Source organism: Streptomyces phaeolivaceus, assembly GCF_009184865.1.
GTDB classification, from domain to species: Bacteria; Actinomycetota; Actinomycetes; order Streptomycetales; family Streptomycetaceae; genus Streptomyces; species Streptomyces phaeolivaceus.
Window position 1 is genome coordinate 7,232,075 of record NZ_CP045096.1, and the last position, 14,883, is coordinate 7,246,957.

General features: G+C 71.8%; 12 protein-coding genes. 9 read left to right on the top strand and 3 right to left on the bottom strand.

Annotated features, from left to right (window positions below; translation table 11 throughout):
* Positions 1-56: 56 nt before the first annotated feature.
* The gene (locus F9278_RS33540; protein ID WP_152171649.1) at positions 57-1,358 is read right to left on the bottom strand and encodes an MFS transporter; all 1,302 of its coding nucleotides are present in this window, start codon (positions 1,356-1,358) and stop codon (positions 57-59) included.
* 200 nt (positions 1,359-1,558) lie between these two features.
* Between F9278_RS33540 and F9278_RS33545 the strand changes: the two genes are divergently transcribed.
* Positions 1,559-2,203 (top strand): TetR/AcrR family transcriptional regulator, encoded by a 645-nt coding sequence (locus F9278_RS33545; RefSeq protein ID WP_226967065.1) that lies wholly within the window; start codon positions 1,559-1,561, stop codon positions 2,201-2,203.
* Between the two features lie 136 nt (positions 2,204-2,339).
* Positions 2,340-3,359, top strand: a complete 1,020-nt coding sequence (locus F9278_RS33550) for a rhomboid-like protein (protein ID WP_404818965.1) — start codon at positions 2,340-2,342, stop codon at positions 3,357-3,359.
* A 22-nt stretch (positions 3,360-3,381) separates the two neighbouring features.
* On the opposite strand, the gene F9278_RS33555 is transcribed toward F9278_RS33550, so the two are convergent.
* Complete coding sequence (locus F9278_RS33555; RefSeq protein WP_226967352.1) at positions 3,382-4,044, bottom strand: GNAT family N-acetyltransferase; 663 nt, start codon at positions 4,042-4,044, stop codon at positions 3,382-3,384.
* A 184-nt stretch (positions 4,045-4,228) separates the two neighbouring features.
* On the opposite strand from F9278_RS33555, the gene lon reads away from it, so the two are divergent.
* From lon to F9278_RS33570, 3 genes are all read left to right on the top strand, one after another.
* Entirely contained in the window at positions 4,229-6,631 is a 2,403-nt protein-coding gene (gene lon, locus F9278_RS33560) for an endopeptidase La (protein WP_152171651.1), read from the top strand.
* A 278-nt stretch (positions 6,632-6,909) separates the two neighbouring features.
* The gene (locus F9278_RS33565) at positions 6,910-8,226 is read left to right on the top strand and encodes an IS4 family transposase (RefSeq protein ID WP_193241414.1); all 1,317 of its coding nucleotides are present in this window, start codon (positions 6,910-6,912) and stop codon (positions 8,224-8,226) included.
* Positions 8,227-8,416: 190 nt separating this feature from the next.
* On the top strand, positions 8,417-8,911 hold the full coding sequence (locus F9278_RS33570) for a MarR family winged helix-turn-helix transcriptional regulator (RefSeq protein ID WP_152171652.1): 495 nt from the start codon (positions 8,417-8,419) through the stop codon (positions 8,909-8,911).
* Between the two features lie 62 nt (positions 8,912-8,973).
* On the opposite strand, the gene F9278_RS33575 is transcribed toward F9278_RS33570, so the two are convergent.
* Complete coding sequence (locus tag F9278_RS33575) at positions 8,974-9,759, bottom strand: protein phosphatase 2C domain-containing protein (protein ID WP_152174286.1); 786 nt, start codon at positions 9,757-9,759, stop codon at positions 8,974-8,976.
* A 405-nt stretch (positions 9,760-10,164) separates the two neighbouring features.
* Here F9278_RS33575 and F9278_RS33580 point away from each other — a divergent pair, with 405 nt between their 5' ends.
* From F9278_RS33580 to F9278_RS33595, 4 genes are all read left to right on the top strand, one after another.
* Entirely contained in the window at positions 10,165-13,041 is a 2,877-nt protein-coding gene (locus F9278_RS33580; RefSeq protein ID WP_152171653.1) for a sensor histidine kinase, read from the top strand.
* Positions 13,038-13,559, top strand: a complete 522-nt coding sequence (locus F9278_RS33585) for a roadblock/LC7 domain-containing protein (RefSeq protein ID WP_152171654.1) — start codon at positions 13,038-13,040, stop codon at positions 13,557-13,559. Before F9278_RS33580 ends, F9278_RS33585 begins: the two co-directional genes overlap by 4 nt.
* A gap of 92 nt (positions 13,560-13,651) precedes the next feature.
* Positions 13,652-14,125, top strand: coding sequence for a DUF742 domain-containing protein (locus F9278_RS33590; protein WP_152174287.1), 474 nt, complete (start codon positions 13,652-13,654; stop codon positions 14,123-14,125).
* Positions 14,126-14,303: 178 nt separating this feature from the next.
* On the top strand, positions 14,304-14,879 hold the full coding sequence (locus tag F9278_RS33595; RefSeq protein WP_226967353.1) for a GTP-binding protein: 576 nt from the start codon (positions 14,304-14,306) through the stop codon (positions 14,877-14,879).
* Positions 14,880-14,883 lie beyond the last annotated feature (4 nt).

Genomic DNA, 14,883 nt, shown 5'->3' on the forward strand with positions numbered 1-14,883 from the left:
GGTTCCTTGTACGGGGCCGGGAGGCCGGTTCGAGGGTCCGGGAGGCCGGTGGAGGGCTACTTGACCGAGCGGACGAACTGGACGGCGAGGGCGCCCGCGATCGAGGCGACCGCGCCGAAGAGGAACAGGGCGTTGTAGTTGGAGCCGCTGCCGCCGACGGCCAGCAGGACCGGGGCGATGATCGGGACGAGGGACTGGGGGAGGGCGTTGCCGATGTTGAGGACGCCCATGTCCTTGGCGGACTCCTCCGGGTTGGGCAGCACGGCTGCGGCCAGCGCCATGTCGACCGAGAGATAGAGCCCCTCGGCGAAGCCGAAGACGACCATGGCGAGGAGATACATCCCGAAGGTCTGCGAGGTCGCCACCAGCGCGAGCCCGACCGCCATCCCCAGCGAGGAGCCGAGGACGTACGGCTTGCGGCGGCCCGAGCGGTCGGAGAGCTGGCCGCCCGCGATCGAGCCGACGACGGTCGCGGCGACCAACACGAGGGTGCCGAGGAAGAACTTGTCGGTGACCTCGTTCCCGTCGTAGCCCATGCGGTCCATCAGGAAGTAGACGGAGTAGCTGGTCACGCAGGCGGCGCCGGTGAAGACCAGGAAGCGGCCGACGAAGTTCCACATGAAGTCGGGGTGCCGGCGCGGATTCACCCAGAAGCTGCGCAGGAACTCCTTGACGCTGTACGGCTGGAACGCGCCGACGCGCGCCGGGCGGTCGCGGTCCTTGATGATCACGGCGAGAAGGCCGACGGAGGCCAGGCCGATCAGCCCGGGCACGAGGAACGCGAGGAAGAGCGAGCCGCTGAAGAGCTGGGCGAGTCCGGCTCCGGCGACCAGCGACAGCGACAGGGTCATGCCGACGATGCCGGAGACCCGGGCCCGCTGCCGGTCCGGGACCAGGTCCGGTACGCAGGAGGTGAGCGCGGCGAGGGTGGCGTTGATGCCGAGCTGCGCCAGCGCCCAGCCGAGCATCAGGGTGAGGACACTGCCGCCGAGGGCGACCACCAGCAGACCGGCGAGCCCGACGGTCATGCCGCCGAGCAGCCAGGGGCGGCGCCGGCCGAAACGGCTGGTCGTACGGTCGGAGAGGGCGCCGAAGACCGGGTTGCCGAGCATCGCGAGCAGGGCGCCGACGGAGAGCACCTGGCCGAGGGCCGCGCCCCGGCTCGCCTCCGGGACGATCTGGTTCACGCGCAGGGCGAGGGTGACGATGACCGGGGTGAGGACCGCGAGATAGGTGCCGAACTGGGCCAGGGCGAGGCCGAGTACGAGGCTCGCGGGGGCGTTCTCGATCTGTTCGGGGCGCTCGGGGGACGGGGCGGTGGCCTTGCCGAGCGGGGCGGCGTCCGGGGTGACGGCCATGGGCTCTCCTGGGGGACGAGGGCGGCTTCGTTGCCGCGCAGGCTCGTTCAGGGAAGCAGCAAAACCGAGTGGGTACTAGGTTTTGGACAAGTGGCCACAATCACGCCGCACATGGCTTGAAAGAAGGGGGTGGTTGACTCGTGTAACCGCCGGTCCGCAGGGGCCTTCGAGGCCGCGTCGCGGGGGCTATGGTGGCGGGCATGGTGCAGAACCGGAGGTCGGAAGGGTCCGGCGCGCGTGGCTCGTACGCCGTCGGGGACGAGCGGCGGCTGCGGATTCTCGACGCGGCCGTCGAGCACTTCGCCCAGCGGGGGTTCCACGCCTCCTCGCTCGCCCGGATCGCCAAGGACGTCGGCATCACCCAGGGCGGGCTGCTGCACCACTTCCGCAGCAAGGAGGACCTGCTCGTCCAGGTGCTGGAGCGCATAGACGAGACCGACCGGGACCGCTTCTTCTCCCAGGAGTTCGCGTCGACGGCCCAGATGTTCGCGGCGCTCGTGAGACTCGCCGAGTACAACGGCGCGAGGCTGGGCCGCACCCGGATGTTCAACGTCCTGGCCGCCGAGGCGGGCGACCCCGGGCATCCCGCCCACGCGTACTTCGTCAGGCGGTACGCCGAGGTGGTGGACACCGTGGCCGGGGTGCTGCGGCACGGCGTGGACGCCGGTGAACTGCGGGCCGACACGGATGTCGTCGCCGTCGCGCAGGAGTTGGCGGCGGTGATGGACGGGCTGCAGATCCAGTGGGTGCTGGATCCGAAGGGGTTCGACATGACGGGCCGGTTCCGGGCGTATCTGGAACGGGTGGCTCGGGGGATCGGGGTGGAGGGGGCGCAGGGGATGTAGGGGGCGTCGGGCCGCGGAGGCGCCGGGTGCTCGTCGGCTGTCGGGTTGCTGTGAATCGCGTCGTGGGTGGCAGGGGTCACAGACAAGGGCGTACCGGGGCGTCGAGGGTGGGGTGAACCGGAAGGAGCGCCTCACCTTGGACGCCGCCGAGAGCGTGGACGCCGTCGAGACCGTGGACGGTGCGGGGCCCGTGGACATCGCGGGGCCCCCGGCCGCCAGCGTCCCGGCACCCGTCCTCGACGGCATGCCGCGGCAGCCGGGTGCGGCGCCCGCGCGGGTGGCGACACCCGAACCGGAACCGGCACCCGAACCGGCACCCGAACCGGCACCCGAACCGGCACCCGAACCGGAACCCGAACCGGAACCGGCACTGGAACCGGCACCGGAACCGGCACCGGAGTTGGCGCCGGAAGCGCAAGCGGAGCGGCCGGAGCGGGAGTTCGCGGGGCTCGAAGGCGGCGCGTCCGCCCGGCGTACGCGCTCCCCGATCCCGCGCCCCTGGCGGCTGCTCCCCACCCCCACCGGGACGCCCTTCACCTTCTTCTACGCCACCGTCCTGGTGGTCACCTCGCTGATCGCCGAGTACGCCGATCCGGCCCTGGTGCACGCGCTGCACCAGGGCTCAAGTACGGATGTGGCGCACCTGGTCGGGACCCCCGCGCTCGTGCTGCTCGCGAGCGCGCTGTGGGTCGCGGGCGGGGTCGGATCGCCGTACGCCCTCGGTCTGCTGCTGGTGCTGACCGCGCTGGAACGCCGGATCGGTGGTCGGCGCACGGCCGGGGTCTTCCTGCTGGGGCATGTCCTCGCCACGCTCGCGACCGAGATCCCGGTGGGCCTCGCCGTCCTGGCGGGACATCTCCCCGACAGCTCCCTCCACCGCCTCGACTACGGCATCAGCTTCGGGGTGGCGGCCAGTGTGGGTGCCCTGGCCGGACTGCTGTCGCCGTGGCTGCGGTGGCCGATCCTGCTGGGGTTCGGCGGCATGCTGGTGGACGACCTGATCGCGTTCACGGACCCGATGGCGAACTGGGGCCATCTGCTGTCCCTGGCGATCGGGGTGGCGACCTGGCCGGTGGTGCGGCGCTGGCGGCGGGCGGAGCGGGCCGGTCCGGCCGTCGGCCCCGGGCGGGGTCGGACGGCCACGACCGCCGTGTAGCCGCCGGCTCGCCTCGGGCCGCTCACGACCGCCCCGTGGACCTCGCGCTCGTCAGTGGTGCCTCCACCCTCCACCCCAGTGACTCGTACAGCGCCCGGCCGTCCGGTGTTCCGCCCAGGACGCCGATCTCCGCGCCCCGGGCGAGCGCGGAGCGGGTGAGGGTGTGCATGACGAGGGTGCCGAGGCCGCGGCGGCGGTGGTCCGGGGACGTCTCCATCTGGTCGACGACGGCGGTGGTGCCGGTGGGGGCGATCTGGCCGCGTGCGGCGAAGGAGCCGTCCGGCGCGGCGATCATCACCCGGGTCACGCCACCGGACGACCAGGTGCGGAGCCGGTAGCCGTCGGGGACGGGGAGGGGAGTGGCGGCGGGGGACCCGTGCGTTCCCAGGCGGGTCGACATCAGGCAGCCCGGTTCGGGGTCCACCCACCAGCCCTCGCCCAGCCAGGGCGTCACCCTCGACGGCTCCGCGAAGACCTTGAGCCAGACCCCGGTCCCGGTGACGGCGTCCGCGACCTTCCGGACCGTCGTCTCCTCCACCTGGTCGCCGGTCGCGGAGAGGACGTGGCGGGTGACGTGCTGGGCCATGCCCATGTCGATCGTGCGGCCCCACGGCTCGACCACCGGGGGCGCGGCACCGCGTGAGAGCACCCATCCGTCGACCCAGGCCCGTACCAGTCCGTCCACCACGACCTCCGCGTATGTAATGGGTGTGGGTGGATGGAGGGTATTACGTCGGGGTGGGGTGGCGCGACCCCGGTCGGGCGGGGCGCGTGATCGCCCACAGCGAACGCCCCGCCCCTCGGGGAACATTCCTCGGCTCATGTGCATTGAGTCGGCATAGCTCAACTTGACTGCCTAGGGAGAGATCATGGCATCGACGTCCGCACCGCTCACCCTGCCCGTGCTGCCGCTCGACGAAGAGGTCGTGCTGCCGGGAATGGTGGTGCCGTTGGACCTCAATGACACGGATGTACGGGCCGCGGTGGAGGCCGCGCAGGCGGCTTCCCGGGCCGAGCCCGGGAAGCCGAAGGTCCTGCTGGTGCCGCGGATCGACGGGGCGTACGCGAGCACGGGTGTGCTCGGGACCGTCGAGCAGGTCGGACGGCTGGCGGACGGAGACCCCGGCGCGCTCATCCGCGCGCGGGGACGCGTACGGATCGGGGCCGGGACCACCGGGCCCGGTGCCGCGCTGTGGGTCGAGGGGACCCGGATCGACGACAGCGTGCCGGAGCCGCTGCCCGGACAGGTGACCGAACTCGTCAAGGAGTACAAGGCACTCGCCACCAGCTGGCTGCGCAAGCGCGGAGCCTGGCAGGTCGTGGACCGGGTGCAGGCGATCGACGACGTCTCCGCGCTCGCCGACAACTCCGGCTACTCGCCCTTCCTCACCGTCGAGCAGAAGATCCGGCTCCTGGAGACCGAGGACCCGATCGCCCGGCTGAAGCTCGCCACCCAGCAGCTGCGCGACCACCTCGCCGAGCAGGACGTCGCGGAGACCATCGCCAAGGACGTCCAGGAGGGCGTCGAGAAGCAGCAGCGCGAGTTCCTGCTGCGGCGGCAGCTCGAAGCCGTCCGCAAGGAACTGCGTGAACTCAACGGCGAGCAGGACGGCGAGGAGTCCGACGACTACCGGGCCCGCGTCGAGGCCGCCGATCTGCCGGAGACGGTACGGGAGGCCGCGCTCAAGGAGGTCGACAAGCTGGAGCGGTCCAGCGACCAGTCGCCCGAGGGCGGCTGGATCCGGACCTGGCTCGACACCGTGCTCGAACTGCCCTGGAACGAGCGGACCCAGGACGAGTACGACATCCGCGGCGCGAAGCGGGTGCTGGACGCCGAGCACGCCGGGCTGGAGGACGTGAAGGAGCGCATCACCGAGTATCTGGCCGTCAGGAAGCGGCGCGCGGACCGGGGACTGGGTGTCGTCGGCGGGCGGCGCGGCGGTGCCGTGCTCGCGCTCGTCGGGCCGCCCGGTGTCGGCAAGACCAGCCTCGGCGAGTCCGTGGCGCACGCGATGGGCAGGAAGTTCGTCCGGGTCGCGCTCGGCGGGGTGCGCGACGAGGCGGAGATCCGCGGGCACCGGCGTACGTATGTCGGGGCGCTCCCCGGACGGATCGTCCGCGCCATCAAGGAAGCCGGGTCCATGAACCCCGTCGTGCTCCTCGACGAGATCGACAAGGTGGGCTCCGACTTCCGGGGCGACCCGGCCGCCGCGCTGCTCGAAGTCCTCGACCCGGCGCAGAACCACACCTTCCGGGACCACTACCTGGAAGTGGAGTTGGACCTCAGCGACGTCGTCTTCCTCGCCACGGCCAATGTGCTGGAGGCGATCCCCGAGGCGCTGCTCGACCGGATGGAACTGGTCCGGCTGGACGGCTACACCGAGGACGAGAAGGTCGTCATCGCCCGCGACCACCTGCTGCCCCGGCAGCTGGAGCGGGCCGGGCTCGGCGCCGACGAGGTCGTCCTCGACGAGAGCGCGCTGCGCAAGCTGGCCGGTGAGTACACCCGCGAGGCGGGCGTACGGAACCTGGAGCGGTCCGTGGCGAGGCTGCTGCGCAAGGTCGCGGCCCAGCACGAACTGGGGCAGCGGGAGCTGCCGTTCACCGTCACCGACGGGGATCTGCGCGGGCTCATCGGCCGCCCCCACCATGTGCCCGAGTCGGCCCAGGACCCGGCGGAGCGGCGTACGGCGGTGCCGGGTGTCGCGACCGGGCTCGCGGTCACCGGCGCGGGCGGTGACGTGCTGTACGTCGAGGCGTCGCTCGCCGATCCGGAGACGGGCGCGGCGGGGCTGACGCTCACCGGTCAGCTGGGTGACGTGATGAAGGAGTCCGCGCAGATCGCGCTCTCCTTCCTGCGCGCGCACGGCGCGGAGCTGGAGCTGCCGGTCGCCGACCTCAAGGACCGGGGCGCGCACATCCACTTCCCGGCGGGCGCGGTCCCGAAGGACGGACCGAGCGCCGGTGTCACCATGACGACGGCCCTCGCCTCGCTGCTGTCCGGGCGGCTCGTGCGGACGGATGTGGCGATGACGGGGGAGGTGTCGCTGACCGGGCGGGTGCTGCCGATCGGTGGTGTCAAGCAGAAGCTGCTCGCGGCGCATCGGGCCGGTGTCACCACGGTCATCATCCCCAAGCGGAACGAGGCCGACCTCGACGACGTCCCCGCCGAGGTCCTCGACAAGCTCGACGTCCACGCCGTCACCGATGTCCGGCAGGTGCTGGAGCTGGCGCTCGCGCCGGCGGAGGTGGGGGTGCCTCTGGCTGCCTGACGGGTGGGGTGCGTTGTCGGGTGCGGGTCCGGTGGGGCTTCTCGCGCAGTTCCCCGCGCCCCTGAAAAGCAGGGGCTGCGCCCCTGCTTTTCAGGCAAGGCCGTGAAGTTAGGGCTTTGGGAGCGTTGGCAAGTGCGCTCTGGTTCTATGGCTTCTTGGAACGTGGGAAGCGGAGCCCCGGTAGAACTGGCAGTCGACCAAGACAGCCGTTCACAGGACCGGAGGCTCCGCTGTCCGATCAGTGTGTCATCACGCGGGAAATCACGGTAGCCAAGGGCGTGTTCGCCCCGGGGCATCTGGGGGAACTCACCCGGATCATCCCGTTCGAGATGGTCGATGCGGTCCTTGCCGAGACCGGTGCTGTCCAGCAACGGCTGCGGAAGATTCCCGCCCGGGTGGTGGTCTACCTGCTGCTGGCCGCGGCCCTGTTCGAGGACTGCGGCTACCTGGCCGTCTGGCGCAGGCTCACCGCCGCGCTGGAGACGATACCGGTCGTGAAGATCACCGGCGCGGGGCTCTGGGACGCCCGCAGGCGTCTGGGCGTGCGGCCCATGCGGGCCCTGTTCGATCTGCTGCGCGGGCCGGCCACGGTGATCCGCACCCGCGGCGCCCGCTTCAAGGGCCTGCTGGCCGTTGCGATCGACGGCACCTACCTCGACGTTCCCGACAGCCCGCCGCACCGGGCCCGTCTGGGCAAGGGGTCCAACCGGTTCGGAACTGCCGGCTACCCGCAGATCTGCCTGACCGCGCTGGTGGCCTGTGGCACCCGGGCGATCCTGGATGCCGCCTTCGGACCGCGCTCCCAGGGAGAGACCGGACACGGCAGGCGGCTCATGCGCTCCCTGCACGCCGGAATGATCGTCCTGCTGGACCGGGGCTTTTCGGGCAACGCGTTCCTGACAGCCGTCGCCGCCACCGAAGCCTCCTTCCTCGCACGCATCACTGCCACCCGCAAACCTCCCGTCCTGGCCCGCTTCGGCGACGGCTCCCACCTCTCCCGCTTCGGCGCCCTCGAGGTCCGCATCATCGAATGCGAGATCACCGTCACCACCAGCCAGGGCCGCCGCACCGGGCTCTACCGGCTGGCCACCAACCTCCTGGACCACCACCGCTACCCGGCATCCGACCTGGTCAGTCTGTATCACGAGCGGTGGGAAGTGGAGTCCGCCTACTTCGCGATCAAGAAAACGATGCTGGGCCGGCGGGTCCTGCGCTCCACCACTCCGCCCGGCATCGCCCAGGAGGTCTACGCCCTGCTGAGCGCCTACCAGGCCCTGCGGATCGCTATCGCCGACGCCACCGGGGCCACACCCGGAACAGACCCGGACCGGGCCAGCTTCAGCGTTGCCCTGCGATGCGCCCGCGACCAGATCGTCCAGGCCGCGGGCATCATCGCCGGCACCACGATCGACCTCGTCGGGACGATCGGCCGAACCGTCCTGGAACACCTCATGCCCGCCCGCCGCCTCCGCATCAGCCCCCGCGCAGTGAAACGACCCCTGTCCCGATACGCCTACAAAAGCCTCAATATCGACCGACGCACCTACACAGCCACCCTCAGCATCAACATCTTGACGCCGACGATCAGCCCATAACTTCACGGCCTTGGCTTTTCAGGCCCACCGCCGGTCGCCTTTCAGAGCCGCGGGGGCCTGGTTCTTTCAGGGGCGCGGGGAACTGCGCGATCAGCCCCCACCGGACCCGCGGGCGACCCGGACGGTGTCCACCCCCCACCTGCGAAATACTGACCCGCAGGTACCCGGAATCGGAATCAGGAGCGCTGACGTGCAGGACGAGGGCGGAAACGGCGACGGCGGCGGGGGCGAGGCCGACCTGTCGGCGGGCGGGATGGACCAGGCGTACCTCGCGCTGGAGCGGGAGTTGACGGTCCTGCTGCGGCGGGCCCGCGCCAAGTCCGGGGAGATGGCCCGCGCGGTCCACCCGGACCTGGAGTCCGCCGCCTACGGCCTCCTCGCCCGCCTCGACGAGGCCGGCCGGCTGCGCGCCACCGAACTCGCCGCCTACATCGGCGTCGGCAAGGCCACCATGTCCCGTCAGCTACGCGCCCTGGAACACCTCGGCCTCATCGCCCGTGAACCCGATCCCGCCGACGGCCGGGCCTGGCTCGTCCACCTCACGGACGAGGGCCGGGCCCGCTTCCGCGCGGTCCGGGACGCCCGCCGGGTCGCGTACGTACGGCAGCTCGCGGGCTGGGACCGGGACGAGGTGGCCCAACTGGCCCAGCTGCTGCACCAGTTGAACCGTGGTGTGGAGGGCTGACTAGGGCCTGTCGTCAAATTCCCGTCGTCGCCCGGAGGCCGACGGGAATTTGGCGACAGGCCCTAGAACTCCACGAACACCGCGCTCGCGTCGTCGTGCGTCTTGGCGCGGCGCAGGAACGCCCGGTCCGTGTCGGTGACTTCGAGTTCCCGCACCCGCTGCACCAGGCCCCGCGTCCCCGACTTGCGGGTGAAGGTGAGGCAGTCGGTCCAGTCGCCCTCGTGGAACATCTCCGTCCAGCGGCCCGCGCCGTCCGTCAACGCGAGGAGCGTGCGGACCTCCTCGCGGGGGACGGTTCCGGTCACCGCGCGGACGGCGACGGCGGGATCCGCCGCGGCCGTCCAGAAACCGCCCTCCCTGTTGCGGAGCACCGAGTCGACATGCGCGGCCGTCGCCAGGGCGGAGCGGGGGAGCAGCGAGAGACGGTCGTCGAGCACGGCCGTCACGGTGCCGTCCGGCCGCTCGAACAGCAGCGCGGAGTCCGACAACACCAGGTACTCCACGGTCGTCGGGGACCAGCGGGCGACAACCACTGTGGCCTGTGGGGTTCTCGGGTGAGAAAGGTCACAGGTTTGCGTATGGGCTCGGGCGGTACGAGAAATGGCCTGTGAGAGCACGTCGGACAACGGCGAATCCCACTCCGAAACGGACAGTTCGGTCAGGGAGCCGCCGAGGCGGGAAGTGAACCATGCGACCGAATGTCGACAGCCGTAGCCGTCGGGCGGCGGGGTCACTCCGTCGAGGACCACGAGGGCACCGCCCTGTCCCCCCGCGGGCAGGGCCACCGCCGCGAAGTCCTCGTTGGGGTGGAAGGGGTTGCCGGGCTCCGAGGCGAGTTCCGTGCGCATTCGGCCAGTCTGCACGAGCCCTCCACGAGATCCGGGAAAGGCCGACAATGGTCGCCGTACGCCCCGGACCCTCCAGGCGGGGCGCCGGGTTTGGCATGGAATGATCGTGAGCGGTGAAGCGCGGCGGCGAATACTGTCAAAGCGCGTCGCCGACGTCCAACCGGCCCGCGGCAGAGGGCATCGGCACGAGCCGGAGGAACTTGCCCGCCAACTCCCCGGCGATGTTCACTCCTTCGGGTGGCGGGACTGATGATGCGGGACCGCCGCCCACCGGCACTGGGAGGGTCGGGAGCCGTACCGGGGGGACGGCTGTGCACGACATACGACTTTCGACCGACGGCTTTCGACCGGTCGACGGATCGTCACCCCGGCCCATGGGTACACGAGTCAGGAATGCGAGCACCGGTGCAGAAGACGCGGCCTCGGCGCGCAGGCAAGCAGGCAGCCTCGAAGGCCTCGGCGGCCTCTCCGAACCAGGGGGGGACGGCCAGGGCCGAGGCTCCCGCCGTCGGCACCGGGCGGAAGGCGCACGTACGCAACCGGCTCATCGTCGCCGTGGCCGTGGTCGCCGCCGCCATAGCGGGTGCCGGGGCGCCCTCGATCCTCGCCGCCTCCGAGCAACTGCGCGACACCCAGAGCCTGGTCACCCTCGCCGAACAGACGCAGGAGGCGCTCACGCTGGCGCACGCGCTGGCGGACGAGCGTGACGAGGTCACCGCCTACATCGCCGCCGGGCGGCCCAAGGCGGCCGAGCCCAGCAAGCAGCGCAGCGACCGCGTCGACACCCAGGTCGAGGAGTTGAGCGCGGACACCGACACCTCCGCCGGGCTGCGGGAGACCATCGAGAGCGCGGAGTCCATCGCCGGCATCCGTCAGGCGGCGCTCTCCGGGAAGAGCACCGCCCTGGAGGCGCACACGGCGTACACCACCGTCGTCACCGAACTCCACGCCCTCGCCGAGGAACTCGCCGCCGAACTGCCGCCGCGCGCGGGCGGCGGCGCCTACGCCCTCGCCGAACTCGACACCGCCGTCCAGCAGGCCGCCGCCGCCCGGGGGCTGCTCGTCGCCGCGCTCAGCGTCCCGACGACCACCCGGACCGTCGTCGACCCCGTCACCGGGCTGCCCACCACCACGACCGGCGCCTCGGAGGCCGACGCGAAGCAGCGCGACGCCCTCACCGCCGTCGCCCAGCAGGCCCGGGTCCGCTCCGACGCCGCGCTCGCCCACTTCCGCGAGACCGCGCCCGCCGCCGGACGCTCCTCGTACGACGCCACGGTCACCGGCCCCGAGGCCGGCACCGCCGAGAAGTATCTGACGGACCTCACCGACCAGCCGACGCTCTCCGCGAGCGAGGCGGGCACCAGCGCCAAGAAGGTGGGCGCGGCGCTCTCCGCCCGGGTGGACCTGATGCGCGGCGCCGAGTCCTCCCTCTACGACCGGCGCACCAAGGACCTCGCCCAGCTCCGCGACGAGGACGTCACCGCGCTGGAGATCCGGATCGCCGTCCTCGGCGCCCTGATGCTCCTCGCCGTCGGTGTCGCCACCGGCATGGCCCGCTCCCTCACCCGCCCGCTCGCCGTGCTGCGCATCGGCTCCGCACGGGTGGCGGGCGACCCGGCCGACGAGGAACCGGTCAAGTTCACGGGCCGTAACGACGAGTTCGCCCAGGTCGTACGCTCCGTCAACGCGCTCCACGCGCACGCCCTCGCACTGCACGAGCGGCTCGCGCCCCTGGAGGGCGACCGCAAGCACCTCATCGGCCAGCGCCAGACCATGGCCGACGACCGCGACCGGCTGCGCGCCGAACTCGCCGAGGCCACCGCGCATCTGACGAAGGTCCAGCACAGCGTTCACGCCACCTTCGTCAACCTGGCGCTGCGCACCCTCGGCCTCGTCGAGCGGCAGCTCGCCGTCATCGAGTCCCTGGAGGAGCGCGAGCAGGACCCGGACCGGCTCGCCACGCTCTTCAAGCTCGACCACTTCGCGACCGTCATGCGCCGCCACAGCGAGAACCTCCTCGTGCTGGCCGGTCACGAGCACATCCAGCACCACGCCGGACCCGTCCCGCTCGTGGACGTCGTCCGCGCCGCGGTCAGCGAGATCGAGCGCTACGAACGCGTCCGCATCGCCGCGCTGCCGCCGGGCGCGCATGTCGCCGGGTTCGCCGCCGACGACCTCAGCCACCTCCTGGCCGAACTGATGGAGAACGGCACGTCGTTCTCGCCGCCGGAGATGTCCGTCGAGGTCTCCGGCTGGCTGATGGAGAACGGCGAGATCACCCTCTCCGTCCAGGACGGCGGCATCGGCGTCGCCCCCGACCGGCTCGCCCGGCTCAACTCCCGCCTCACCGACTTCGACCCCGAGGCGCCCTACGAGCAGGAGGACGGCGAGGGCCTCGGGCTCGGCCTGTACGTCGTGGCCCGCCTCGCCCACCGGCTCGGCACCCCCGTCCGGCTCCAGCCGCACGGCTCGGGCGGCACCGCCGCGGTCGTCGTCCTGCCCAAGGCACTGCTGGCCCCCACGCCCGCCGTGCCCGTGGGCACCCCCGTCTCCGTCACGTCCCAGCTCACGCTGCCGGGCGCCGACGCCGAGGCCAACTCGAACGTCCTGCCCGGCCGTTCCGTCGCCGTACGCGAGCCGGAAGGCGACGGCGACCCGCTCATCGAGGCGGCCGAGCGGGCACTGCTGGCGAGGGAGGCCGTGGGGACGGCCGCCGACGCCGCCGACGCGGTGGAGGCCGCCGGGACCGTCGTACCGGAAGACGACGAACCCGCGGCCGGTCCCGGAAACAGGGCCGAGTCCGTGTCCGAGACGACGATGGAGCTCTTCGCTCCGGTGGCCCCGGGGAAGGGCGCCGACGAGGACATCGCCGAGGAGGACATCGCCCACGAGGACGAGGACACCCCGTACGCGGGCCACCCCGACACCCATGAGCGTGCCGAGGCAGAGGAAGGGAACGCGGCGCGCACGGCGGAGGGGCCACGGGGCGAGGAGACCCCGCGGCTCACCGACAAGGGCCTGCCCAAGCGCACGCCCAGGATCACCGAGCCCACACCCATGCCGCCCAGGCCGCGCGCCGGGGGCGTGAACGCCGAGGAACTGCGCCGTAGGCTCGGCGGGTTCCACCAGGGGGCCAGCCAGGGGCGCCGCGACGTCGAGGCGGAGATCGCCGAGCAGTCGGGTGAGACACGGATGCCCCAGGCGCGTGAGCACGTGGCACATGAGTACCGAACAGAGGCAGTTGACACCACGGGGGGCACTTCCGAGGAGGAAAGCAGTTGACCGCGCCCATTACCTTCGGACTGAGCAGTGAAGCCCGCAACCTGCACTGGCTCCTGACCAACCTCGTCGAGGAGGTGCCGGGGCTGCTGTCGGTCGCGGTGGTCTCCTCCGACGGCCTGCTGCTGCTCTCCTCCGACCCCGGCAGAAACGCCGAGGCCCGCCAGGCCCGGGAAGAGCGGCCCCAGAGCCCCCGGGACTCCGCCGCCGACCTGGCCACCATCGTCTCCGGCATCGGCAGCCTCACCATCGGCGCCGCCAAGCTGATGGAGTTCGGCGGGGTCAAGCAGACGATGGTCGCGATGGACCACGGCAGCCTCTTCGTGATGTCGATCAGCGACGGCTCGCTGCTCGGGGTGCACGGCTCCCCGGACTGCGACATGAGCGTGGTGGCGTACCACATGGCGCTCTTCGTCGGCCGGGCCGGCCATGTCCTCACCCCGGAACTCCGCAGCGAGCTGCGCAAGTCCCTGGAGGCCGAGTCCCAGAAGGAGACCGAGGCCGCCGGGAGCCGTCGATGAGCGGCCCCGGGCAGGGCCGGGCGCGTGCCCCCGAGTCCGGTCCGGCGAAGCGGCCGGCCGGCCCGAAGGGCGCGAAGTCCGGGAAGGGCGCGGTGGGCGGGAAGAACGCGGCGGGCGGCAAGGGCACGCCCGGCGGGAGGGGCGCGAAGCGTCTCCCGGTGCGCGGCGGCGACCGCAAACCCGCCCGCGTACGCCCCTACTCGCTCACCGGCGGTCGCACCCGCTTCGGCCATGTCCTGCACATGGAGACCTTCGTCGCCGTACTCGAAGCCCCGGCGGAGCGGCGGGAGTTGCCTGGGGGTACCGCCCACATGTTTAGTTGTGGGGGAGGTTCACTCAACGCCAAGGTGATGCCCGAGATGCGGGCCATCGTCGAACTCTGCCACCGTATGCGGACGGTGGCGGAGATCGCCGCGCTGCTGAAGATGCCGCTCGGTGTGGTCCGCGTCCTCCTCAGCGATCTCGCGGACCAGGGAAAGATCCGTGTGTACGGAACAGGTCACGGACCGGGACAGCCGGACCGCGTTCTGCTGGAAAGGGTGCTGAGTGGACTCCGCCGTCTCTGACGCCGCCTCGGCCGGCGTCGACCCCGACGCCTCGGCCGGCGTCACCCCGGGCGTCAAGGACGACGCCCCCCGCGTCCATGTCGACGCGCACGCCCCTCGTCTCGACGCCGGCGCGCTCCGCGTCGACCCGGACGCCGCCCCTCCCGAGGCCGAGCCGGCGGAGGAGCCCGAGGAGGAGCTGAAACCCTGGCAGGCCGACCTCAGCCGGGCCCCCATCGCCACGAAGATCGTGGTGGCGGGCGGCTTCGGCGTCGGCAAGACCACCTTCGTCGGCGCGGTCTCCGAGATCACCCCGCTGCGCACCGAGGCCCTGATGACCGAGGCCAGCGCCGGCACGGACGACCTGTCCGCGACACCGGGCAAGCTGACCACCACGGTGGCCATGGACTACGGCCGCATCACCCTCGACGACGACCTCGTCCTGTACCTGTTCGGCACGCCCGGACAGGAGCGGTTCTGGTTCATGTGGGACGACATGGTGCGCGGCGCGATCGGCGCGGTCGTCCTCGCCGACACCCGCCGCCTCGGCGACTGCTTCCCCGCGCTCGACTACTTCGAGAGCTGTGGACTGCCGTACATCGTCGCGGTCAACGCCTTCGAGGGCAGTGTGCGCTACGACCCCGAGGACGTCCGGGACGCACTGACCGTGCCCAAGCATGTACCTGTCATCATCATGGACGCGCGCAAGCGGGCCTCCGCGATGGAGACCCTGCTGGCACTGTGCGGCCACGCGATATCCCTCAGCCCCGAGTAAGTCC

Bases quoted from the DNA above. Each gene is read 5' to 3' on its own strand.
- F9278_RS33545 (WP_226967065.1), top strand. From the start codon at position 1,559: ATGGTGCAGAACCGGAGGTCGGAAGGGTCCGGCGCGCGTGGCTCGTAC.
- F9278_RS33540 (WP_152171649.1), bottom strand. From the start codon at position 1,358: ATGGCCGTCACCCCGGACGCCGCCCCGCTCGGCAAGGCCACCGCCCCG.
- lon (WP_152171651.1), top strand. From the start codon at position 4,229: ATGGCATCGACGTCCGCACCGCTCACCCTGCCCGTGCTGCCGCTCGAC.
- F9278_RS33575 (WP_152174286.1), bottom strand. From the start codon at position 9,759: ATGCGCACGGAACTCGCCTCGGAGCCCGGCAACCCCTTCCACCCCAAC.